Origin of the sequence: Curtobacterium sp. RIT-PI-V, assembly GCF_025642935.1 — a bacterium.
GTDB lineage: Bacteria > Actinomycetota > Actinomycetes > Actinomycetales > Microbacteriaceae > Curtobacterium.
This window is the reverse complement of the sequence record NZ_JANZKM010000005.1, coordinates 131,851-152,547: the sequence shown is the minus strand read 5'-3', so window position 1 is coordinate 152,547 and position 20,697 is coordinate 131,851. Positions and strand designations below refer to the sequence as shown.

At 71.0% G+C, this 20,697-nt stretch carries 17 protein-coding genes; 7 read left to right on the top strand and 10 right to left on the bottom strand.

The genetic code is table 11. The features are described from left to right. Positions 1-20 precede the first annotated feature (20 nt). A complete protein-coding gene (locus OGL88_RS05885; protein WP_165901102.1) occupies positions 21-2,147 on the top strand; it encodes a DEAD/DEAH box helicase in 2,127 nt (708 codons plus the stop codon). Positions 2,148-2,314: 167 nt separating this feature from the next. On the opposite strand, the gene OGL88_RS05880 is transcribed toward OGL88_RS05885, so the two are convergent. Further along, complete coding sequence (locus OGL88_RS05880; RefSeq protein WP_123293947.1) at positions 2,315-2,587, bottom strand: mycoredoxin; 273 nt, start codon at positions 2,585-2,587, stop codon at positions 2,315-2,317. 59 nt (positions 2,588-2,646) lie between these two features. On the opposite strand from OGL88_RS05880, the gene OGL88_RS05875 reads away from it, so the two are divergent. After that, a complete protein-coding gene (locus OGL88_RS05875) occupies positions 2,647-4,182 on the top strand; it encodes a CYTH domain-containing protein (protein ID WP_263090486.1) in 1,536 nt (511 codons plus the stop codon). A gap of 76 nt (positions 4,183-4,258) precedes the next feature. Here the strand turns inward: OGL88_RS05875 and OGL88_RS05870 are convergent, their stop codons facing one another. After that, positions 4,259-6,403, bottom strand: a complete 2,145-nt coding sequence (locus OGL88_RS05870; RefSeq protein WP_263090485.1) for a S9 family peptidase — start codon at positions 6,401-6,403, stop codon at positions 4,259-4,261. A 40-nt stretch (positions 6,404-6,443) separates the two neighbouring features. Then, a complete protein-coding gene (locus OGL88_RS05865; RefSeq protein WP_263090482.1) occupies positions 6,444-7,754 on the bottom strand; it encodes a Fic family protein in 1,311 nt (436 codons plus the stop codon). Between the two features lie 73 nt (positions 7,755-7,827). Between OGL88_RS05865 and OGL88_RS05860 the strand changes: the two genes are divergently transcribed. Then, positions 7,828-9,027, top strand: coding sequence for an amidohydrolase (locus OGL88_RS05860; protein ID WP_263090480.1), 1,200 nt, complete (start codon positions 7,828-7,830; stop codon positions 9,025-9,027). 111 nt (positions 9,028-9,138) lie between these two features. Here OGL88_RS05860 and OGL88_RS05855 read toward each other — a convergent pair whose 3' ends face one another. Together OGL88_RS05855 and OGL88_RS05850 are read right to left on the bottom strand one after the other, a co-directional pair. After that, positions 9,139-10,029 carry an aminodeoxychorismate lyase gene (locus tag OGL88_RS05855; protein ID WP_263090478.1) on the bottom strand — a complete coding sequence of 297 codons (891 nt, stop codon included), beginning with the start codon at positions 10,027-10,029 and terminating at the stop codon, positions 9,139-9,141. Positions 10,030-10,075: 46 nt separating this feature from the next. After that, positions 10,076-10,426: a tryptophan synthase subunit alpha gene (locus OGL88_RS05850; RefSeq protein WP_263090476.1), complete on the bottom strand. Its 351-nt coding sequence runs from the start codon at positions 10,424-10,426 to the stop codon at positions 10,076-10,078. Between the two features lie 64 nt (positions 10,427-10,490). Between OGL88_RS05850 and OGL88_RS05845 the strand changes: the two genes are divergently transcribed. Further along, the gene (locus OGL88_RS05845) at positions 10,491-11,009 is read left to right on the top strand and encodes an 8-oxo-dGTP diphosphatase (RefSeq protein WP_263090475.1); all 519 of its coding nucleotides are present in this window, start codon (positions 10,491-10,493) and stop codon (positions 11,007-11,009) included. 30 nt (positions 11,010-11,039) lie between these two features. Here the strand turns inward: OGL88_RS05845 and OGL88_RS05840 are convergent, their stop codons facing one another. Genes OGL88_RS05840 through OGL88_RS05830 form a run of 3 tightly spaced genes read right to left on the bottom strand, consistent with a single transcriptional unit; the run spans position 11,040 to position 14,683 of the window. Beyond that, entirely contained in the window at positions 11,040-11,327 is a 288-nt protein-coding gene (locus OGL88_RS05840; RefSeq protein WP_263090472.1) for a hypothetical protein, read from the bottom strand. Positions 11,328-11,355: 28 nt separating this feature from the next. Next, positions 11,356-12,942, bottom strand: coding sequence for an ABC transporter permease (locus OGL88_RS05835; RefSeq protein ID WP_263090470.1), 1,587 nt, complete (start codon positions 12,940-12,942; stop codon positions 11,356-11,358). Between the two features lie 52 nt (positions 12,943-12,994). After that, positions 12,995-14,683, bottom strand: a complete 1,689-nt coding sequence (locus OGL88_RS05830) for a cation:proton antiporter (RefSeq protein WP_263090468.1) — start codon at positions 14,681-14,683, stop codon at positions 12,995-12,997. A gap of 117 nt (positions 14,684-14,800) precedes the next feature. On the opposite strand from OGL88_RS05830, the gene OGL88_RS05825 reads away from it, so the two are divergent. The 3 genes from OGL88_RS05825 to OGL88_RS05815 all read left to right on the top strand — a co-directional run bounded on the left by OGL88_RS05825 (position 14,801) and on the right by OGL88_RS05815 (position 18,019). Further along, positions 14,801-16,057, top strand: coding sequence for an inorganic phosphate transporter (locus tag OGL88_RS05825; protein WP_123673409.1), 1,257 nt, complete (start codon positions 14,801-14,803; stop codon positions 16,055-16,057). Then, on the top strand, positions 16,057-16,353 hold the full coding sequence (locus tag OGL88_RS05820) for a hypothetical protein (protein WP_205464249.1): 297 nt from the start codon (positions 16,057-16,059) through the stop codon (positions 16,351-16,353). Before OGL88_RS05825 ends, OGL88_RS05820 begins: the two co-directional genes overlap by 1 nt. 175 nt (positions 16,354-16,528) lie before the next feature. Then, positions 16,529-18,019 carry an aspartate ammonia-lyase gene (locus OGL88_RS05815; protein ID WP_263090464.1) on the top strand — a complete coding sequence of 497 codons (1,491 nt, stop codon included), beginning with the start codon at positions 16,529-16,531 and terminating at the stop codon, positions 18,017-18,019. 21 nt (positions 18,020-18,040) lie between these two features. On the opposite strand, the gene OGL88_RS05810 is transcribed toward OGL88_RS05815, so the two are convergent. Beyond that, positions 18,041-19,126, bottom strand: a complete 1,086-nt coding sequence (locus OGL88_RS05810; RefSeq protein ID WP_263090462.1) for a YihY/virulence factor BrkB family protein — start codon at positions 19,124-19,126, stop codon at positions 18,041-18,043. 191 nt (positions 19,127-19,317) lie between these two features. Then, entirely contained in the window at positions 19,318-20,637 is a 1,320-nt protein-coding gene (locus OGL88_RS05805) for an MFS transporter (RefSeq protein ID WP_263090460.1), read from the bottom strand. Between the last annotated feature and the right edge of the window lie 60 nt (positions 20,638-20,697).

Here is a 20,697-nt window from a genome sequence, read left to right as displayed (position 1 = left end):
TGGGCGGAACAGGAGGAGCGTTGGCTCGATCAGGCACCCGGCGAGCTGCCGGCGGGACGCGGACTGCGTCACGTCGGACGAGGCCGCTGGACAACGACGGCGTGATCCCCGTCCTCGCCCGCGCGGTGCGCGAGGTCGAGGCGGCGGCGCAGCGCGGACCGCTCAAGGCGACGAACCGGACCAAGTTCCAGGCCGTCGCACTGCTCATGCGCGAAGAGCGCGCACGGGTGAAGGGCGACACCGACCTCACCGACTCGCAGCGCGCCGAGCAGCTCAAGCGGCTCGACGGCGTGGCGACGATCCTCGCGAAGACCGCGGCCCGCGACACCAGCGTCATCCAGCTGCTGGCGGAAGAGGTCCAGGTCTCCGAGGCGACCCGCGCCGTCAAGCGCGACATGATGATCGCCGGCGGCATGGAGCTGCAGCCGGAGGACCTCGTGATCGCGGCCGAGCCCACCCCGGTCGCCGAGACCCCGGTGCGCGCCGTCACCCCGCAGGCGGTCGTGCAGCGTCAGCTCGCGAACCCGTTCCTGCCGCCGGACTTCGCGCTCGCCGACCAGCCCGTCGCGCACCCGCGTCGCCTGGCGAACTGGGAGCTCTTCGGTCCGCTGTTCAAGTCGTTCGAGTACGGCGCAGGCGGGGGAGCGGCGACGATGCCGCTGCCCGAGCCGACCTCGCTGCACTCCCGCTCCGGCACCACCCTCATGAAGCACCAGGCCGAACTGGTCGCCGCCGCGTCGCAGGGGCACCGCACGTTCCTGCTCGCCGACGAGCCGGGCCTCGGCAAGACGGCGCAGTCGCTGCTCGCCGCCGACGCCGCGAACGCGTTCCCGCTGCTCGTCGTCGTGCCGAACGTCGTCAAGACGAACTGGGCGCGCGAAGCCGAGCGTTGGGTGCCGAACCACCGCGCCACCGTCATCCACGGGGACGGCAACGACCTCGACGGGTTCGCCGACATCATCATCGTGAACTACGAGATCCTCGACCGGCACGCTGGCTGGCTCGGCGGCTTCGGCTTCAAGGGCATGGTCGTCGACGAGGCGCACTTCATCAAGAACAAGGACTCGCAGCGCGCCCGGTTCGTGCTGCAGATCGCCGACCGCATCCGGCAGCGCACCGCAGCACCGTTGCTCATGGCGCTGACGGGCACCCCGCTCATCAACTCGGTCGAGGACTTCCGCACCATCTGGGAGTACCTCGGGTGGATCGACGACAAGAAGCCCCGCGCGAAGCTCATGAACGAGCTCGAGGAGATCGGGTTGACTCCCGCCGACCAGGGCTTCTTCGTCGAGGCCCGTCGTGCCGTCATCGACCAGGGCATCGTCCGACGCCGAAAGGTCGACGTCGCCGCGGACATCCCGGCCCGCCGGATCGCCGACATCCCCGTCGAGCTCGACGGCGACGAGGGGCGCTCCATCCGCGACGCCGAGCGCGAGCTCACCGCGAAGCTCGTGCGCCGGTACCACCAGGCACTCGACGCCCGCACCGGGCAGGACCCGGTCGTCGGCATCGACCACAAGCTCGTCCGCCAGGTCGCGCGCTGGGAGCTCGAGGACCAGGACGCCTCGTCGACCGGCGAGAACGTGTTCTCGATGGTCCGACGTATCGGTCGCGCCAAGGCCCAGCTCGCAGCGGACTACGCCGCGCAGCTCGCGTCGAACGTCGGCAAGGTCGTGTTCTTCGCGAAGCACCTCGACGTGATGGACCAGGCGGAAGAGGTCTTCGCCCGCCGGGGTCTCCGCACCGCCACGATCCGCGGTGACCAAACGGCCACGCAGCGCACGGCACAGATCGACTCGTTCGTGAACGACCCCGACGTCGCCGTGATCGTCTGCTCGCTGACCGCGGCCGGCGTGGGCCTGAACCTGCAGGTGGCGTCCAACGTCGTGCTCGCCGAGCTGTCGTGGACGAGCGCCGAGCAGACCCAGGCGATCGACCGCGTGCACCGCATCGGGCAGGAAGAGCCCGTCACCGCGTGGCGCATCATCGCCGCGCAGACGATCGACACCAAGATCGCCGAGCTCATCGACTCGAAGGCGTCCCTGGCCGCCCGCGCGCTCGACGGTTCGGACGAGGAACTCGTCGACTCCGGCGACATCCAGCTCGACGCCATGGCCGCGCTGCTCACCGAGGCGCTCGGGGGCTAGTCCCGGGGCGCACGGCGCGCGGGCGCACGGCACGCGGCGCCGGGTGCGCGGCGCGCGTCCGTTTGGCACAACCAAAGTCCGTCCGAACCACGTGATCATGCGGTTCGGACGGACTTCGGTTGTTCGGGGCCTCGCGGCGCGGGCCTCGCGGAGCGCGCCGCCGCCGCTCAGATGCGGGACTGCACCTCGGCCAGCGAGGGGTTCGTCGCGGTGCTGCCGTCGGGGAACACGAGCGTCGGGACGGTCTGGTTGCCGCCGTTGACCTCGGCGACGAGTTCCGCCGTGCCAGGGGTCTGCTCGATGTCGACCTCGGTGAAGGGCACGCCGGCCTTCGTCATCTGGTTCTTCAACCGGGCGCAGTAGCCGCACCACGTGGTCGTGAACATCGTGACGCCGCCGGCTTCGGGGGTGAACTGCTCGCGGGTGATCGTGTCGCTCATGGCGCCAGGCTAACCCCGTGGTGCGGGGAACTCACCGAAGCCCTGGTAGACAAGACCGTGTGAGTGACACCCACCTCGAGATCGAGCGCACCTACGACCTGCCAGAGGGCGGTGCCCTGCCCGACCTCGTCGGCGCCGGTGGCATCCTCCGCACCGAGCACCAGGAGCCGTTCGAGCTCGATGCGACGTACTGGGACACCGAGCGGTACGACTTGGTGGCGGCGCGGGTCACGGTCCGCCGGCGGACCGGTGGCCCCGATGCCGGGTGGCACATCAAGCGCTCCGAGTCGGACACGGTCCGCCACGAGCAGCACTTCCCGTTGACCGACGACGCGGACGCAGTGCCGACCGAGGTCCTCGCAGCGCTCTTCATCGAGCGTCGCGGCCGTGGCCTGCGCCCCGTCGTCCGCATCACGACCACCCGCACCGTCACCCGCCTGCTCGACGAGGACGGCGACCAGGTCGCCGAACTCGCCGACGACCAGGTGACCGCGCAGCGCCTCGACGACAACGCGCCGGAGACGCCGCGCACGTGGCGCGAGGTCGAGGTCGAGGTCGAGGCCGTCGCCGACGTCGACCCGCAGGTCGCCCACGAACTCTTCGCGGCCCTGGACGGACGCTTCGCGGCCGTCGGTGCCTGCCCCGCCGCCGTCGCGTCCAAGCTGGCACGCGGGCTGGCAGGAGCACCGGCACCGCGCCTCCAGACCGAGGAGAAGCCGGCCAAGGGCACGACCGCACGCGTCCTCGCGAAGCGGCTGCGGAAGCTGCGCGCTGCGCTGCTCGGCCAGGAGGCGCGACTCCGGTCCGGCGACGCGGCCGACCTCCGCCAGACGGCCGAGACCGCCCTCGAGATCGCCTCGATCCTGTCGGCGTACCGTCCGGCGTTCCCCGCGGGCCCTGCCGTCGACCGGGCCGCGGAGGCGGCGGACGGCCTGGCGGCCGTGACGGCTCGCGCGGCACTCAACGAGTACCTCATCGACCGGCTGCCGCGCGCGTCGACCCCGGCGCAGGACGACCTGGTCGACTCGATGACCCGTGAACGCATCCTGGCCTCGACCCGTGAGCGTCGTGACCAGTCGGTGCGGGACGTCGTCGCGTTCGTGCACGGCGAGCCGTTCCTCGAACTGCTCGACGCGCTCGACGACGCCGTCGAACGCCCGACCCCGACCGAGTGGTCGCTCCGTTCCCCGAAGAAGGTGGCGCAGGACGTCGGCGCCGTCGTGAAGCCGCACATCCGCGAGCTCGTCCGGGCCGCGGTCGCCGACGACACCTCGGACACCGCCGCCGAGCGCGAGGCCGCTGACCGTGCGACCACCGAAGCCGCCTGGCAGGGCACGATGCGGGCGCGGATGGCGATGGACGTCCTCGGCGACGACGCGTTCCCGCACGCACTCTGGAAGCGGATCGGTAGCGCGGCCGACGTGCTGACCGAGCGCGTCCGGTCGCTGCACGCCCTCGACGCACTGCGGACCAACGCCGCGATCGCCGAACGCGGTGGCGAGGGCACGTTCGGGTACGGCGTGCTCGCGGGGGACCGGGTGCGCCTGGCCGAGGAGTCCTACGACGAGGCGGTGCACGCGCTCAACCGCGTGTGAGGCGCGGGCGTTCGCTTGGTGAGCAGAAATGGTCGGGTGCCTGCGGGCAACCCGACCATTTCTGCTCACGAAGTCATCACGCGGCGGGCTCTTCGTCTGCCAGCCCGAGCACGTCGAGCAGCCAAGCGAGCTCGAACGCCCGCTCCTTCCACGAGGCGTACCGCCCGCTCACGCCGCCGTGGCCCGCGGACATCTCGGTCTTCAGCAGCACCGGCGCCCCGACCTCGCGCAGCTTCGCGGTCCACTTCGCCGGCTCGACGTAGAGCACACGGGTGTCGTTGATCGACGTCACGGCGAGGATCCGCGGGTACTGCACGTCGTCGCGGACGTTCTCGTACGGGGTGTACTCGCTCATGTAGCGGTAGACCTCGGCGTCGTGCAACGGGTCGCCCCACTCGTCCCACTCGATGACGGTCAGGGGCAGGTCGGGGTCGAGGATGCTCGTGAGCGCGTCGACGAACGGCACCGCGGCGACGATCCCGGCGAACCGGTCCGGCGCGATGTTCGCCACCGCACCCATCAGGAGCCCGCCGGCGCTGCCGCCCTCGGCCACGAGCCGGTCCGCGGTGGTGCGGCCGGACTCGATCAGGTGGTCGGCGACCGCGACGAAGTCGGTGAACGTGTTCTTCTTCGTCAGGGTCTTGCCGTTCTCGTACCAGTGCCGGCCCATCTCGCCGCCACCGCGCACGTGGGCGACGGCGAAGACGACGCCGCGGTCGAGCATCGACAGGCGCATGACGCTGAAGCCCGGGTCGATGGAGTGCTCGTACGAGCCGTAGCCGTACAGGTGGAGTGGCGAGGGGGCGTCCGCGTCGACGGCGTCGCGGCGCCACACGAGCGAGATCGGCACGCGGGTGCCGTCCGACGCGGTGGCCCAGTCGCGCTCCTGGGCGTAGTCGGCGGGGTCGTAGCCGCCGAGCACCGGCTGGCGCTTCAGGACCGTCACCTGGCCGGTCGCCAGGTCCAGGTCGCTGACCTCGGACGGGGTGACGAACGAGGTGAACCCGATGCGGAGCGTCGGCTGGTCCCACTCGGGGTTGCCGCCGAGGCCGGCCGAGAACAGTGCTTCGTCGAAGGGGACCTCGTGCGCGTCGCCGTACCCGTCACCCTCGATGGGGATGATCGCGATGCGGGGGAGCGCCTCGGAGCGGTACTCGAGCGCGAGGTGCCCGGCAAAGGCGTCGACGGACTCGATGCGGCGCTCGGTGTGGTGCGCCACCACGACCCGGCGGTCGCGCTCGGACGTGGGGTCGTCGGAGGGGACGTCGACGAGCTCGAAGTTCTCGGCACCGTCATTGTGCAGCACCAGGAACCGGTCGCTGCCGCCGACGATGGCGTGCTCGATCTCGTACTCGACGCCGTCGCGTCGCGGCCACACGACCTGGAACTCGCCGGTCGGGTCGGCGGCGTCGAGCACCAGGGCCTCGGACGTGATCTTCGACCCGAGCTCGATGACGATGTACTGCGACGACCGGGTGACGCCGACACCGACCCAGTAGCGGTCGTCCGGTTCCTCGAAGACCAGGACGTCGTCGGACGCCGCCGTGCCGACGGCGTGCCGCCAGATCTTGTCCGGACGCCACGACTCGTCGACCGTCGGGTAGAAGACGTACCGGCCAGCCGGGTCGAACGTCGCGCCGGCCCCGGTGTTCGGGATGGCGTCGCCGAGGTCGGTGCCGGACGCCAGGTCACGCACGTGCAGGGTGTACCGCTCGTCGCCCTCGACGTCGATGCCGTAGACCAGGCGGGTGCCGTCATCGCTGATGTCGTAGGTGCCGAGGGAGAAGAACTCGTGGCCGTCGGCCAGGGCGTTGCCGTCGAGGACGACCTGCTCGCCGGGGAGGGTCGACTCGCCCTCGACGACGGCCGGCGGGGTCCAGTCGTTGGCACCGGCGATCGGCGCGCGGCAGTGCACGCCGTACTGGCTGCCCTCGGCCGTGCGGGTGAAGTACCACCAGTCGCCCATCCGCACCGGCACCGAGAGGTCGGTCTCCTGCACACGGTTCTTGACCTCGGCGAAGACGCGGTCGCGCAGCGGGGCGAGGTGGTCGGTGGCGGCGTCGGTGTAGGCGTTCTCTGCCTCGAGGTAGGCGAGGGTGTCCGGCGACTCCTTGTCACGCAGCCACTCGTAGTCGTCGACGAAGTCGATGCCGTGGTGGGTCCGCGTCACGGGCCGCTTGGCGGCGGTGGGCGGGGTGGCCTGGGAGTGCTCGATGCTCACCGTCCCACCCTATGCGCACGGCCCCGTGGCGAGACGGGCGTCACGCCGCCGCCCGGAACCGGTCGGACCGGGTCCGCCCGGCCACCCCCGCGCGGACCCGCTGCTCGAAGGCCTCGAGCTCGTCCGCGACGGCCGGTGCGACCCAGGCGCGGTCACGCCGCCGCTCGGTGACCGGACGCAGTACTCCGGCGCGGACGAGGTCTGCGGCCACGGAGCCGGCCAGGTCGTCGTCGACCGGTCCGTCGTCGACACCGGCGAGGAGGTCCTGCAGTCGGGCCTCGGTCAGGACCGGGTCGTCGGAGAGCGCCCGCCCGACGACCGCGTGGGGACTCGTGGCACACGGACCCGCCATCCGGTCGGCCGCGTGCTCGTCGAGCAGCAGGGCGGTCACGGTCGCCTCGTCGCACACGGTGCCGATGGCGATCGCGACGTCTGCCACGAGGGCGTCCACGACCCCCTCGCGGTACCGCTCGAGGTGCCGGAAGTACCGGCCCCGATCCGCTGCGAGCGCGGTGGCGATCGGCGCGGTCACCGTCGTCGTGACACCTCGCCGCCGCAACACGGCACTGATCACCGCCCGTCCGATCCGGCCGTTGCCGTCGGTGAACGGGTGGATCGACTCGAACTGGGCGTGCCCGATCGCGGCCTGGGCGATCGGGTGCAGGTCCGTCCGGTGCAGGAACGCGAACAGGTCGGTCATGAGCGGCGCGACGAGCTCCGGCGGCGGCGGGACGTACGTCGCCAGCCGCGGGGTGTCACCGCCACCGATCCAGTTCTGGACGCTGCGGTAGCGCCCGGCGTACCGCCCGTCGACCGGGTCGTCGCGCAGGAGCAGCCGGTGCGCTTCGAGCAGCGCGGCCTCGGTGATCACGCCCGTGTCCGCTGCCGCGACCAACCCCTCGATCGCACCGGCGGCGCGGACGACGACGGTCGCACTCGGGTTCGCGCGGATGCCCACGAGTGCTCGGGCGCAGTCGTCGAGTGACGCGGACTCGTCCTCGATCCGCGACGAGGCGACGGCCTCGGTCCGACCGATCACCGACCCGAGGGACGCGAGCCGGGAACCGTGGTGGACGTCGAGCGACCGGAGCGCCGTGGCCGCGCGGTCGAGCAGCGCCTCGGTCCGGGCATCGGGCACCCACCGAGCACGAGCGATCCTCGGTGGCAGCGACACCCGGACCGACGTGGTCATCCGGTCGGCACGGGAACCCCGGCGGGCGCTGCGCCACGGACGCTCCGCGCTGCCGTGCACGGGCCATCCGCGGTGCACGAGGACGCCGCTGTGCGCGGTCTTGCCGTCGAGCGCGGTCGAGCCGTCGTGGACGTCCGGGGTCTCGTTCCGATGCACCATGCCGGGAGCGTAGGGACCCCGGACGCCCGACGCCAGGAATTCGTATTTCGCTGATCCGCGTAGCGTTGGTGGCATGAGCAACTCCTTCGCGATCACCGGTGCCCACGTCGTCCCCGTCTCCGCTCCCGCCTTCGACGGCGGCGCGGTCGTCGTCGAGGGCGGCCGCATCACCGCGATCGGCCCGGATGTCACACCGCCCTCGGGGATCACGGTCGTGGACGCAGCCGGTGCCTGGCTCGTCCCCGGGTTCGTCGAGTCGCACGGTCACGTCGGCATCCACGAGGAGGCGAACGGCGAGGCCGGCAACGACACGAACGAGATGACCGGCCCGAACATGGCCGGGGTCCGTGCGATCGACGCGATCGACATCGACGACGAGGGCTTCCGCGACGCGCTCGCCGGGGGCATCACGAGCATCGTCGTGAAGCCGGGGTCCGGGAACCCGATCGGCGGCCAGACCGTCGCCGTCAAGACCTGGGGCGGGCGCACCGTCGACGAACAGCTCATCTCGGACTCGGTGAGCATCAAGAGCGCGCTCGGCGAGAACCCGAAGCGGGTGTACGGCGGCAAGGGCCAGACGCCGTCGACACGTCTGGGCGTCGCGAAGATCATCCGTGACGCCTTCGTCGAGGCCCAGAACTACCGCGCCGCCCGTGACGCCGCCGCCGCGAAGGGTGAGCCGTTCGCGCGTGACCTGACGAAGGAGGCACTCGTCCGGGTCCTCGACGGCGAACTCGTCTGGGACCAGCACACCCACCGCCACGACGACATCGCGACCGCCATCCGGCTGTCCGAGGAGTTCGGCTACCGACTCGTCGTGAACCACGGCACCGAGGCGCACAAGATCGCCAGCCTGCTCGCCGAGAAGGACATTCCGGTCATCTACGGCCCGCTGTTCACGAGCCGCTCGAAGGTGGAGCTCCGTGACCGGGGGATCCCGAACCTCGCCGCCATCGCCGCCGCCGGCGTCCGGGTCGCGATCACCACCGACGCCCCCGTCGTGCCGATCGGCATGCTCGTCGACCAGGCGACGGCCGCGGTGAAGGAGGGCCTGCCCGCCCAGACCGCGCTCGAGGCGCTCACGGTCAACCCGGCCGAGTTCCTGGGCTTCGGCGACCGAGTCGGTCGGCTGGCCGTGGGGCACGACGCCGACCTCGTGCTCTGGGACGGCGATCCGCTCGACGCGACCAGTCGCGCGACGCGCGTCTGGATCGACGGCCGCCAGGTCTTCGAGTGGGCGGACGGCGTCGGCACCACCACCCCGCGCTGGTAGCGGGGGAGAGCCGCCAGGCCCGGATCGCGACGTGCCCGCACGTCGGGATCCGGGCCTGGCGTCCGTGGCGCCGGGGGCGCTGGGTGGTGACGGCCGGCGGACCCGGCGGGCTCAGACCTCGCGTGCCAGCAGGAACTCGTTGATGCGGTCCGTCAGGTCCGCGTCGATCGCGCGGGCGTCGCCGTTCACGGAGCGGATCGGCGCCGCCTGCCGGACGCTCGACACGAGCCAGAGTGCGTCCGCAGCCTGCAGGTCGGCGAGCGTGACGAGCTCGTAGGCGGTCTCGATGCCCTGCTGGTCGGCGAAGCGGAAGACGTCGGCCTGGGTGGTGCCGGCCAGGATCCCGATGTCGGTGCGCGGCGTGACGAGCCGGTCGCCGACCTTCAGGATCAGGTTGGCGCGCGTGCCCTCGAGCACGTAGCCGTCGCTCGACACGAACAGGGCGTCGTCGGCACCGCGCCGGGCGGCCTCGCGCAGGGCGGCCATGTTGACCGCGTACGACAGGGTCTTCGCGCCCTGCAGCAGCCACGGCGAGGTGCGCTCCACGTCGTGGCGGTAGCCGCGGTCCAGCACGACGACGGAGATGCCCTCGGTGCGCGCGGCGGTCGAGTCGACGGACGGCGCGGCGTACACCCAGCCGGTCGGACGGTCGGTGCCCTCGACGCCACGGGTCAGGACGGTCTTCGCGAAGGCCTCGCGGACCGGGTCGAGCCGGGCGCAGACGGCCTCGATCGCCTGCCGCCAGGCGTCGGGGTCCGGCGCGGGCAGGTCGAGCATCGCGGCGGAGCGGCCGAACCGGTCGAGGTGCGCCTCGAGGGCCTGCGGACGACCGTCGACCACCGTGATCGTCTCGAACACGCCGTCGCCCCGGGTGATGCCGAGGTCCTGCACCTGCAGGTGCTCCTCGAGCGGCTTCGCCCAGGTGAAGGCGTCCGCTGCGGGGTCGTGCGGCGCGGCGTCGCGGGAGGGCTGGTTGAGGATCGCGAGCACGGTTTCGGTCATGCGCCCATCCAACCGCACGTGCGTCCGCGCACGTTGTGCGTGGACGTCAGCTCGCGTCGGGCAGCGCGCCCATGAGCTTCCACACCGCCTGGGTGAGCTCGGGGTGCTGCAGCGCGATCCGGCGCAACCGGTGGTACTCCTCGCCGAGGACGGTGCCCTGACCGGACGCGGGGTGCATCGACCACTGGGCGTGCCGCTTGCCGATCGCGGCGTCGAGGTCGACCGCGTCGGCCCGCAGGATGAGCACGACCTGCTCGTCGACCGAGGGGAGCGTCGGCATGAACTCCCACGGGTCCTCGCCCTGGCGGCTCCGGTGCTCGACGAGCATCGAGATCTCCTCGGCAGCCTCGGCGCGCAGCACTTCGAGGCTGCGCCCGGTCCTGCGGGGCTCAGCCATGGTGCCCCCGCAGCACGCCTGCCATGGGAAGAGCGTACGACACATCTTCGGCCAGACTGGACGGGTGACCCCGCGCGACGAGAGCAAGTCCCAACACCCCCGAGTGGTCGTCGTCTACCTGCTGCGCGACGGCGAGAGCGGACCCGAGGTCCTGCTCGGGGAGAAGCGCCGCGGCCTCGGCACCGGCCGGCTGGTCGGCCCGGGCGGCAAGCGCGAACCCGGTGAGTCGGCGGTCGAGACCGCCGTGCGCGAGGTGCGCGAAGAGGTCGGCCTGCGTCTCGAGACGGTCGACCTGGAGGCCCGTGGCACGTTGGACTACCGGTTCCCGTACCGGCCGTCCTGGTCCCAGGTCTCGGACGTCTTCGTGTGCCGCCGTTGGCAGGGCAGCCCGTCGGGCTCCGACGAGCTCGAGCCGCGGTGGATCCCCGTCGCCGACGTCCCCTACGAGGCGATGTGGGACGACGCGAAGTACTGGCTGCCGGCGGTGCTCCGCGGGGGGTCGGTGCGTGCACGCTTCACGTTCGCCGACGACGACGCGACGGTCGCGGGCTTCACCGGGACGGGTGTCGAGTCACCCGCGTAGAGCGGGTCAGCGGGTCAGCGGGTCTGCGGGTCAGCGGGTCTGCTGCGTGCGGGTGCTGCCGGTGCGTGCTTCCTCGGCCGCGGCGATGACCTCGGCGTCGCCGCTGCGACCACCGAGGGGCCGGACGAAGAAGTCGATGATCCCGAACACGATCGCGCCGACCATGGCGAACATCGCCCAGCCGACGAAGAGCCCGGCGGTGTTCCGGCCGTCGGCGGGTGCGAGCACGATGCTCGCGACGTAGAAGCCGACCGTCAGCACGAGGAGCACGACGACGATGGTGACGAGGACGCGGTGCCAGGTGATGCGGGGGCTCATGCCCCCCAGGATACGCGCCGCCGACGCCTCACCGGTCCGCGTGGCGGCCGTGCGGCGGCTCGTCCGACGTGTCGACGCGGGCCGACGTGTCGGACCGAGCCGGCGCCCTGGAGCCCTCGGTGCGTGGGACGGGACGCGTGCGCGGTCCGGTCCCCGCGCCTCCCGGCCGCTGCACCGGGCCGGTGCGGTCCCCGGTCCGCACGACGGGGATGCGGCCGGTGGGGGTGGTCTCGGTCTCGAGGCCGTCGCGGCCGCCCGTGAAGACGTCACCGCCGACGCGGGCGTCCTCCCAGTCGTCGTCGCTCAGGACGCTCAGGGTGCCGGTCTCGGTGGACTCGAGGCCGTGGCGCTCGAGCTCGGCGTCGCGTTCCTTGCCCAGGAACTCGCGGTTGGCGGTGTTGGCGTCCTGGAACATCGTCGTCCGGCCCGTGACGATGGCGCGGATGCGTCGGCGTTCCCACCACTTCTTGCCGAAGTACATGAGCACCAGGCCGGCCGCGGCGTAGCAGCCCATCGTGATCAGGCCGCGGGCCGGGCCGGGGCCGACGCCGTAGACCTGGTGCTTGATCATGTCGACCATGCTCGACCCGACGACGACGTTGTTGAGCCAGGCGAACGGCTCCGGCATGAACCACTTCGGGTACGCCCCGCCGGACGACGGCATCGACAGGAACACGAAGCAGATCATGGCGGGTGCGGCGATGAACCGGCCGACGAAGTAGCTCAGCCCGTTGACGGCGAGACCGATCGCGACGATCCACCCCCACGCGATGAGGACGAGCTGGATCCAGTGGCCGTGGATGGCGCCGACGACCGGACCGGCGAGGGTGTTCGTGATCAGGGAGATGACGAGGCCGCCGACGACGATGACGGTCATTCGGGTGCGGTGCCGGAGCGGACCGCCCATGATCCCGATGAACATCGCGACCATGTAGCCGCCGATGCACCAGGCGAGCATGACGTACATCGGGACGGTGCCGTACTCGTCCCACGCGGGCAGGGCAGCGAGCTCGGTGGTCTTCGGGGTCGCGACGCCGATGCCCGTGAGCACCGCGCTCAGTGTCGCCGGCACGAGGCTCGCGACCTGGAACTGGTGTGCGCTCGCCTTGAAGAACTCGTTCGTGGACGGGTCGTACGCGACCGCCATCGACCCGGCGAGCACGTCCCGCTTCGCCGCAGCCAGGGAGTCGTAGGTGTGGAACACGAACTCGCCCGGCAAGGCCTTCTGCGCCGCGGCGACGAGGGTCGGGTCACTGCCGATCAGCGCGATCGGGACGTCGTGCGGGTGCGGGGCGTGGAACGCGAAGACGTAGCAGAGGCAGAAGCCGACGATGAAGAACAGCGGCATCCACAGCTGCAGACCGATCAGCTGGAGCGACGGGTGCAACGTCGAGTACCAGCGGCGGTACGCACCGTGCTGCTGTGGCTCCGGGACGGGGGCCTGGCGACGCGGTGCAGCCCGCGTGGAGCCTGCGACCTTCGCACCGCGGCGGGGCTTCGTGCCACGGGCCGAGGGGCGGGTGCTGCGTGGCTTCGGGGCCGACGTCGGCCGGGACGCTCCGGGACGGTCCGGGGTGTCGTTGTTCTTCGGGACGTCGTTCCGCGGCGTGCTCACTCGGCGTTGTGCTCCTGTACTCGATCGGAGCGCCAGGATACGCCCGAGGCCCTCAGGAGCGGCTGCGTGAGGCCTGCGCCGAGTCCATCGCGAGTTCTTCGGCGTCGAGGGTCACGAGCACGCGGCGCATGACCTCTTCGTCGAGGTTCCCCTTCTCACGCTCCTCGAGCACGATCTCGCGTCGTCGGTCGAGCAGCTCGCGCCGGATGTCCTGGATCTGCGAGCCGCGCAGACGCATCGGGGCGTTGCGCTCCTCGACCTCTTCTTCCTCGGCGTCCTGGCGGAAGGTCTCGACCTGTCGCTCGAGCCGTGCCTTCAGCCGGTTCACCACCGAGTCGACGGCGACGTCGCCGTACTGCTTCGACCAGTCCGGACGTCGCTTCTCGAGCAGATCGATGGCGGCCTCGGTGGTGCGCTGGTTCAGTCGCATCTCGCTCCGGACGTCCTCTTCGCCCTCGGCCGGGTCCTGCACCTTGAGCGCACGGATGACGAAGGGCAGCGTCAGGCCCTGCAGCAGCAGGGTGCCGACGGTGACGAAGAACGCGATGATGAAGATCGTGTCCTGCGCGGGGATCTGCGTCGGGCTCGCGACCACGGACACCGCTGCGGCGAGGGTCACCACGCCGCGCATGCCGGTCCACGAGATGACGGTGAGCTCGCGCCAGTTGAGCTTCGGCTCGGCCGTGCCGCGCATCCACCGCAGCGACGGGTGGCCGCGGGAGAGCTTGATGCGCAGCGGACGGAGCCATCGCCCGTTGAAGCGGTTGCGCACGTACGACTCGAAGATGAAGAGGGGCCGCACCAGGATCACGACGCCGAGCACTACGGCCGCGGCGGTGAGCGTCTGGCCGAGACTCCGCTCGCTCTCGACCAGGTCCTGCACCACGGTGTTGAGCTGCAGGCCGATCAGGGCGAACACGAAGCCCTCGAGGATGACGTCGATGCTGGTCCACAGCGGACGCTCCTGCAGGCGGGTGGCGTAGCCCTCCTTCGGGGAGTTGTAGCCGATGTACAGGCCGGCCGTGACGACCGCGATGACGCCGGAACCGGAGAGGTCCTCGGCCAGGATGTAGGCGACGAAGGGCAGCAGGATGCTCATGATCGTCTCGACCACGGGGTCGTTGAGGCGCATCCGGATCCAGTGCACGACGACACCGAGCACGATGCCGACGGCCAGGCCGACGCCGATCGCCAGGCCGAAGATGCCGAGGTCCTGCCAGATGGTGAGCGACGTCCCCGCGATGATCAGGGTGAACACGCGCACCAGGGTCAGGGAGGCTGCGTCGTTGATCAGGCTCTCGCCGGACAGCACCGTCATCACCCGGCGGGGGAGCCCGAGCTTGCGACCGATCGCGGCGGCGGACACGGCGTCCGGCGGGGCGACGATCGCACCGAGCAGGATCGCCGCGGGCAGGGTCATGTCCGGGATCAGGAAGTAGGCCACCGCGCCGACCACGAGTGCCGTCACGATGACCAGGAAGATGCCGAGACGCCGGATCTGCTTGATCGACGTGCGGAAGCTCTGCCACGACACGTCGAGCGCCGCCGAGTAGAGCAGCGGCGGCAGGATCACCGTCAGGATCACCTCGGAGTCGATCTCCATCGCGGGGAGCCCCGGCAGGAACGACGCTGCGAGCGCGACCGCCGTCACGAGCAGGGGAGCGGGGAGCCCCTTCGCCCGCGCGAACCCGGTCACCGCGAGCGATCCGACCAACAGGATGAGGAGCTCGACGGTGTCCATGGGACTCATTCTCGCATCGGCATGGTTCCGAATCTGAACGAGTCTGAAGCTCTGGTGAACAGCAGGTTGCGGATCAGGTTTGCTCCGGAGGCCGTCGATGGGGAACACTGGCCCGCGGTGGACATCACACTCATAGTCGTCCTGGTCATCGCGTTGGCCCTCTTCTTCGACTTCACAAACGGTTTTCACGACACCGCCAACGCGATGGCGACTCCGATCGCGACCGGGGCCATGAAGCCCAAGGTCGCGGTCACGGTCGCCGCGGTGCTCAACCTCGTCGGTGCGTTCCTCAGCACCGCGGTGGCGACCTCGATCTCGCACGGCCTCATCAACGAGGGCCCGGGCGGCGTCGCGATCTCACCGGAGATGATCTTCGCGGGGCTCATCGGAGCGGTCGTGTGGAACATGATCACGTGGCTCCGCGGGCTGCCCTCGTCGTCGTCGCACGCGCTGTTCGGCGGACTGATCGGCGCCGCGATCGTCGGCGCCGGGTTCCAGTCCGTCAACTACGTCGCGCTGCTGACGGTCGTCATCATCCCGGCCTTCGCGTCGCCGGTGATCGCATCGCTCGTGTCGTTCCTGTCGACACGCATCGCGTACCGGATCACGAAGCGCCCGGTGTTCCCGAACGAGCGCGGTGGCTTCCGCGTCGGGCAGATCTTCACCTCGTCGATGGTGTCGCTCGCGCACGGCACGAACGACGCGCAGAAGACGATGGGTGTCATCACGCTGACGCTGATCGCGTCGGGGGCACAGTCGTCGAACCAGGGCGTGCAGTTCTGGGTCGTCGTCGCCTGTGCCCTGGCGATCGCGCTCGGTACCTACACGGGCGGGTGGCGCATCATCCGCACGCTCGGGTCCGGCATCACCGAGATCCGGGCCACCCAGGGCTTCGCGGCCGAGGCATCGACCGCCGCGACGATCCTGGCGTCCAGCCACCTCGGCTTCGCGCTCTCGACCACGCAGGTGTCCTCCGGCTCGATCATCGGTGCCGGGCTCGGCCGCCGCGGCTCGAAGATCCAGTGGTCCACCGCCGGCAAGATCGTCATCGCCTGGTTCATCACGCTGCCGGCCGCCGCAGCCGTTGGCGCCGTGGCATCGGGCATCGCACGCCTGGGCGTCATCGGCCTGGTCATCGACGCGATCGTCGGTGCCGCGGTGATCCTCGGCCTGTACCTGTGGTCGCTCCGGAAGCCGCACGAGCAGGCCTCGGCCATCGAGGTCGACGTGGCCGCGAACGCCGTGTACACCCGCAAGGAACTGCGCGACCTGCAGCGCAAGAAGCGCGCCGACGCCGTCGCGGACCGCCGCGCAGCGCTGAGCCGCGAGCGCACGCTCCGCCGCATGGCCGCACGCAAGGGAGGCCGTCGCTGATGGGAATCGACTGGTTTGCGTTCCTCACCGTGGCGCTCGTCGCCGTGGTCTCGTCGTGCTTCGTCGTGGCGGTGTACTCCGTCGGTCTCCGGTTCTGGAGCGCCGCGGACACCCGCGCCGGCAAGTTCACCGTGAAGGACGACGGCACGATCGGTCCGGCGACCGCCGGGTTCCCGAACCCCGACGGAGCGACGACCGCGGTGCGTGCCTTCCGTGCGCTCGCGATCCTCTGCTACGCGGTCTGCGGCGCCGTCGTGCTGTACGGCATCTACCTCATCGTCCCCCAGTTCCACTGACGCGGGGCGGTCGCCCGCTGGCGCGACGCGCGCTTCGTGAGCAGAAATGGTCGGGTGCGTTCCGGCGACCCGACCATTCCTGCTCACCATGTGCGCGCTCCCGCCCGCCACGCCCCCGGGCGCACACCCCGAGCTCGTTCCGGACCGGCCGGACGGACTGGGCTAGCCTCGACGTGTGACCGGCAACGAAGCAGCACAGGCCCCCACCGGGGTGCAGACCCGTACCGAGAGCGACTCGCTGGGGTCGCGCGAGGTCCCGATCGACGCGTACTGGGGCATCAACACCCTGCGGGCCCTGGAGAACTTCCCGATCACGTCCGTGCCGATCTCGGTGTACCCGGACCTCATCGAGGCCCTCGCCACCGTCAAGCAGGCGGCAGCGCGGGCGAACCGGGCGATCGGTGTCCTCGACGACGAGCGTGCCGACGCCATCGACCGTGCTGCGCAAGAGGTACGGGACGGCGCCCTGCGTGAGCAGTTCGTCGTCGACATCGTGCAGGGCGGTGCCGGCACGAGCACGAACATGAACACGAACGAGGTCCTGGCGAACCGGGCCCTCGAGCTCCTCGGCCGCGAGCGGGGCGACTACGGGTACCTGCACCCGATCGACCACGTGAACCGCAGCCAGTCGACGAACGACACGTACCCGACGAGCATCAAGATCGCGATGATCTTCTCCGCCCGGCGGCTCATCGAGCAGCTCGAACAGCTCTCCGCGGCGTTCGCCGAGCGGGGGAACGCCTTCGCCGACGTGCTCAAGGTCGGCCGGACGCAGCTGCAGGACGCCGTGCCGATGACCCTCGGGCAGGAGTTCACCGGCTTCTCGCACACGATCCAGGAGGACGCCAACCTGCTCCGCAAGGTCCTGCCGCTGCTGGCCGAGATGAACCTCGGCGCGACGGCGATCGGTACCGGGATCACCGCGGACCCGCTCTACCGCGACGAGGTCCGCCGGCAGCTGCAGGACGCCAGCGGCATCGACGTCGTGACGGCACCGGACCTGATCGAGGCGACGAGCGACGCCGGCGCCTTCATGACGTTGTCCGGCACGGTGAAGCGCAGTGCCGCGAAGCTCTCGAAGATCTGCAACGACCTGCGGTTGCTCGCGTCGGGGCCGCAAGCGGGCCTCGGCGAGATCACCCTGCCGGCGCGCCAGGCGGGCTCGTCGATCATGCCGGGCAAGGTGAACCCGGTGATCCCCGAGGTCGTGAACCAGATCGCGTTCGCCGTGGTCGGCGCCGACACCACCGTGACGATGGCGGCGGAGGGCGGTCAACTCCAGCTCAACGCGTTCGAGCCGATCATCGCGCACTCGATCCTGCAGTCGCTGCAGTGGATGTCGCGGGGCTGTGCGACGTTGCGCGAGCACTGCGTGACCGGCATCGAGGCGAACGAGGCGAAGCTCGCGGCGCAGGTCGACACGAACGTCGGGGTGGTCACGGCCTTGACCCCGTACATCGGCTACGCGGCCGCGGCGTCGATCGCGCACACGGCACTGACCACGTCGACGCCGATCTCGACGCTCGTCGTGGCTGCCGGCCTGATGGACGAGGACCAGGTGCAGCGCGTGCTGAGCCCGGCGCGGCTGTCCGGCATCGAGCTCGCGACCGGCGCGATCCCGGTGGTCACCGAGGAGATGCTGGACCAAGCGGCACGCGAGCGCTGACGCGCAACCAGCGCAACCGCCTCAGGGCATCGGTGCCTCGCCGACGCGCACCTGCTGGGCCACGTCGCGCAGGTGCTCCTCGGCCGGGGTCGGCTCGGCGTCCTCGTCGGCGGCGACCTGGGCGGCAGCGGTCCGGACGTTCCGCGCCGCGGCGATGTCGGCGTCCCGCCAGCGTGCGAGCGTGAAGTTGCGGGTGACGTCGCGCAGCGGCAACCGGATCGACTCGTCGGCCTCGATGCCGGCCAGGAGCTGCCGCATCCGGATCACCTCGGAGTCGAGCTCACCGCCGACCACGAGCACGAAGTTCGAGATGTACAGGTACACGAGCAGCAGGATCCCGCCGCCGAGCCACCCGTACGCGCGGTTGCCGCCGCCGATCGTCTCGACGTAGACGGCGAAGCCGAGGGTCGCCAGCGCCCAGGTCACGATGGCGAACGCGGCACCGGCGGACACCCACCGCAGCTGCGGCGTCTTCACGTTCGGGGTCGCGTAGTACAGGACCGCGACCATCACGACCAGGTCGACGGCGAGCACGGGCCACTTCACGACGTTCCACACGTCGTCGATCCACGGCGCCCAGCCGAACGACGCGACGATCGCCGCCGAGATCGTCGGGGTACCGAGCAGGATCACGATCGCGATCGCCCCGCCCGCCATCACGAGCAGGGTCACGAGGAGCATCATGCTGCGGAACTTCCAGATCCGACGACCCTCTTCGACCTCGTACGAGGTGTTCATCGCCCGCCCGAACGCCGTCGCGTACCCGGACAGCGACCACAGCGTCAGCACGACGCCGGTCGCGAACCCGAGCCACGGGTTGTCGAGTGTCAGCAGCTGACGCAGCGGGGTCTCGAGGTGCTCCGCCGTCTCCGGCCGAAGGATGAACCCGAGCACGCCGATGATGTCGGCCAGGCTGTCGCCCTTGCGGTCGACGATCGACAGTGCGGACACCACGGTCAGCGCGGTGGGGAACACGGTCAGCAGCGCGAAGAACGTCAACGACGCCGCCGCGTCGACGACGCGGTGCCGGATGACCGAGTGGTAGGTGCGCCGGACGACGGCGCGGACTCCCGTCCGCTGGAGATCGCGCGATGCGCTGTCCGGCATGCGTTGTACGGTACCCGACACGTGACGGCCTGGAGGCGCGGGGCGGCGCCGCCACGCGCCTCCAGGCCGGCCCTTGGTCGCGTCCGGCGGCCGCTGCCGAGACTCGGGCTGAGCGACAGGTCACGCGCTCCGCGGGCCGAGGACTGTCGCTCAGGCCGAGACTCGGCGCAGTGGGCCCGAGTCTCGGCGGGTCAGTTGGCGTGGGGGTGCAGGGCGTCGTACCGGCGGAAGGAGGGGACCAGGCGGAGGAGCAGCGCGACGAGCGCCACGATGAGCACGCCGCCGATGATCGGCGGGTACGCGATGCCGGCCGCGACGACCAGACCCGCGTAGAGGTCTCCGAGCCGCGGCCCACCGGTGACCACGACGATGAAGATGCCCTGCAGCCGGCCGCGCATGCCGTCCGGCGACGCCGCCTGCAGGATCGTGTTCCGGAACACCGAGCTGACGTTGTCCGCACCGCCGGCCGCCGCCAGGAACAGCGCCGCCAACCCGAGCGCGGGCAGGATCCCGACCGAGAACGACTCGCCCGAGCGTCCGCCGAGCACGTGCGCGAACGCGATGACGACGCCGAACGCCGCGATCGCGCCGCCGTACGCCGTGATGGCCCAGCCGACCGCCTCGCCCTGGCGGCGCACGTGCCCGAGCGGCCCGGAGAAGACGCTCGACAGCAGGGCGCCGATCGCGTAGGCGGCCGTGAGCGTGCCGACGGTGATCGATCCGCCGCCGATCACGAGCGCCCCGATCGCGGGGAACAGGACGCGGGGCTGGCCGAACGTCATCGCGACGATGTCGAGCACGAACGTCATGGTGATGTTGCGCGACCTCCGCAGGAACCGCGCGCCCTCGACCAGGGAGCTCAGCCCCGGGCGGAGGGCACCGTGGTCGGCCGCCATCCGCGGCAGCGTGAACACCCCGAGGAACGCGAACGTGAACAGGACGACGTCGATCGTGTAGGTCGGCGCGAACCCGACGCTCGCGATGAGGACACCGGCGACGGCCGGTCCGACGGTGACCTGGAACCCGGAGGCGATGCCGCCCAGGGCGCTCGCCGCGGGCAGCAGGTCGGTGCCGACGAGTCGCGGGACGATCGCCGAGCGCGAGGCGTTGCTGACGGTCGCGGCGACGGCGTTCACGGTCGCCAGGACGTAGAGCAGTGCGACGCTGTGCAGCCCGAGCCACGAGTGGGTGGCGATGAGGGCGACCGCGACCCAGGCGATGATCGACGACACGAGCGCGACGGTACGGCGGTCGAAGGCGTCGGCGAGCATGCCGCCGTACAGACCGGCGACCACCATCGGCAGCAGGGCGATGACCCCCACGAGCGCCACGGCGAAGGTGGAGTGCGTGATCTCGTACACCTCGAGCCCGACCGCGACCGTGGTCATCTGCGTGCCGATCCCGGCGATGGCGGTGCCCGCCCAGAGCCGCGCGAAGGCGGGGGATCGGCGGAGCGGGGTGAGGTCGGCGAGCAGGCGGCGGCGCGGCGGTGCGGGAGTGGGTCGTGTCACGGTGGAACCATTCTGCGGCCTGTGTGGCCGTTGCGTCTGCCGTTGCCGCGCTCTGGTTGA

Coding starts and splice junctions, on each gene's coding strand:
- OGL88_RS05810 (WP_263090462.1), bottom strand. CDS start 19,126: ATGCCGGACAGCGCATCGCGCGATCTCCAGCGGACGGGAGTCCGCGCC.
- OGL88_RS05855 (WP_263090478.1), bottom strand. CDS start 10,029: ATGACCGAAACCGTGCTCGCGATCCTCAACCAGCCCTCCCGCGACGCC.
- OGL88_RS05820 (WP_205464249.1), top strand. CDS start 16,057: ATGGGAATCGACTGGTTTGCGTTCCTCACCGTGGCGCTCGTCGCCGTG.
- OGL88_RS05850 (WP_263090476.1), bottom strand. CDS start 10,426: ATGGCTGAGCCCCGCAGGACCGGGCGCAGCCTCGAAGTGCTGCGCGCC.
- OGL88_RS05840 (WP_263090472.1), bottom strand. CDS start 11,327: ATGAGCCCCCGCATCACCTGGCACCGCGTCCTCGTCACCATCGTCGTC.
- OGL88_RS05830 (WP_263090468.1), bottom strand. CDS start 14,683: ATGGACACCGTCGAGCTCCTCATCCTGTTGGTCGGATCGCTCGCGGTG.
- OGL88_RS05880 (WP_123293947.1), bottom strand. CDS start 2,587: ATGAGCGACACGATCACCCGCGAGCAGTTCACCCCCGAAGCCGGCGGC.
- OGL88_RS05865 (WP_263090482.1), bottom strand. CDS start 7,754: ATGGTGCATCGGAACGAGACCCCGGACGTCCACGACGGCTCGACCGCG.
- OGL88_RS05860 (WP_263090480.1), top strand. CDS start 7,828: ATGAGCAACTCCTTCGCGATCACCGGTGCCCACGTCGTCCCCGTCTCC.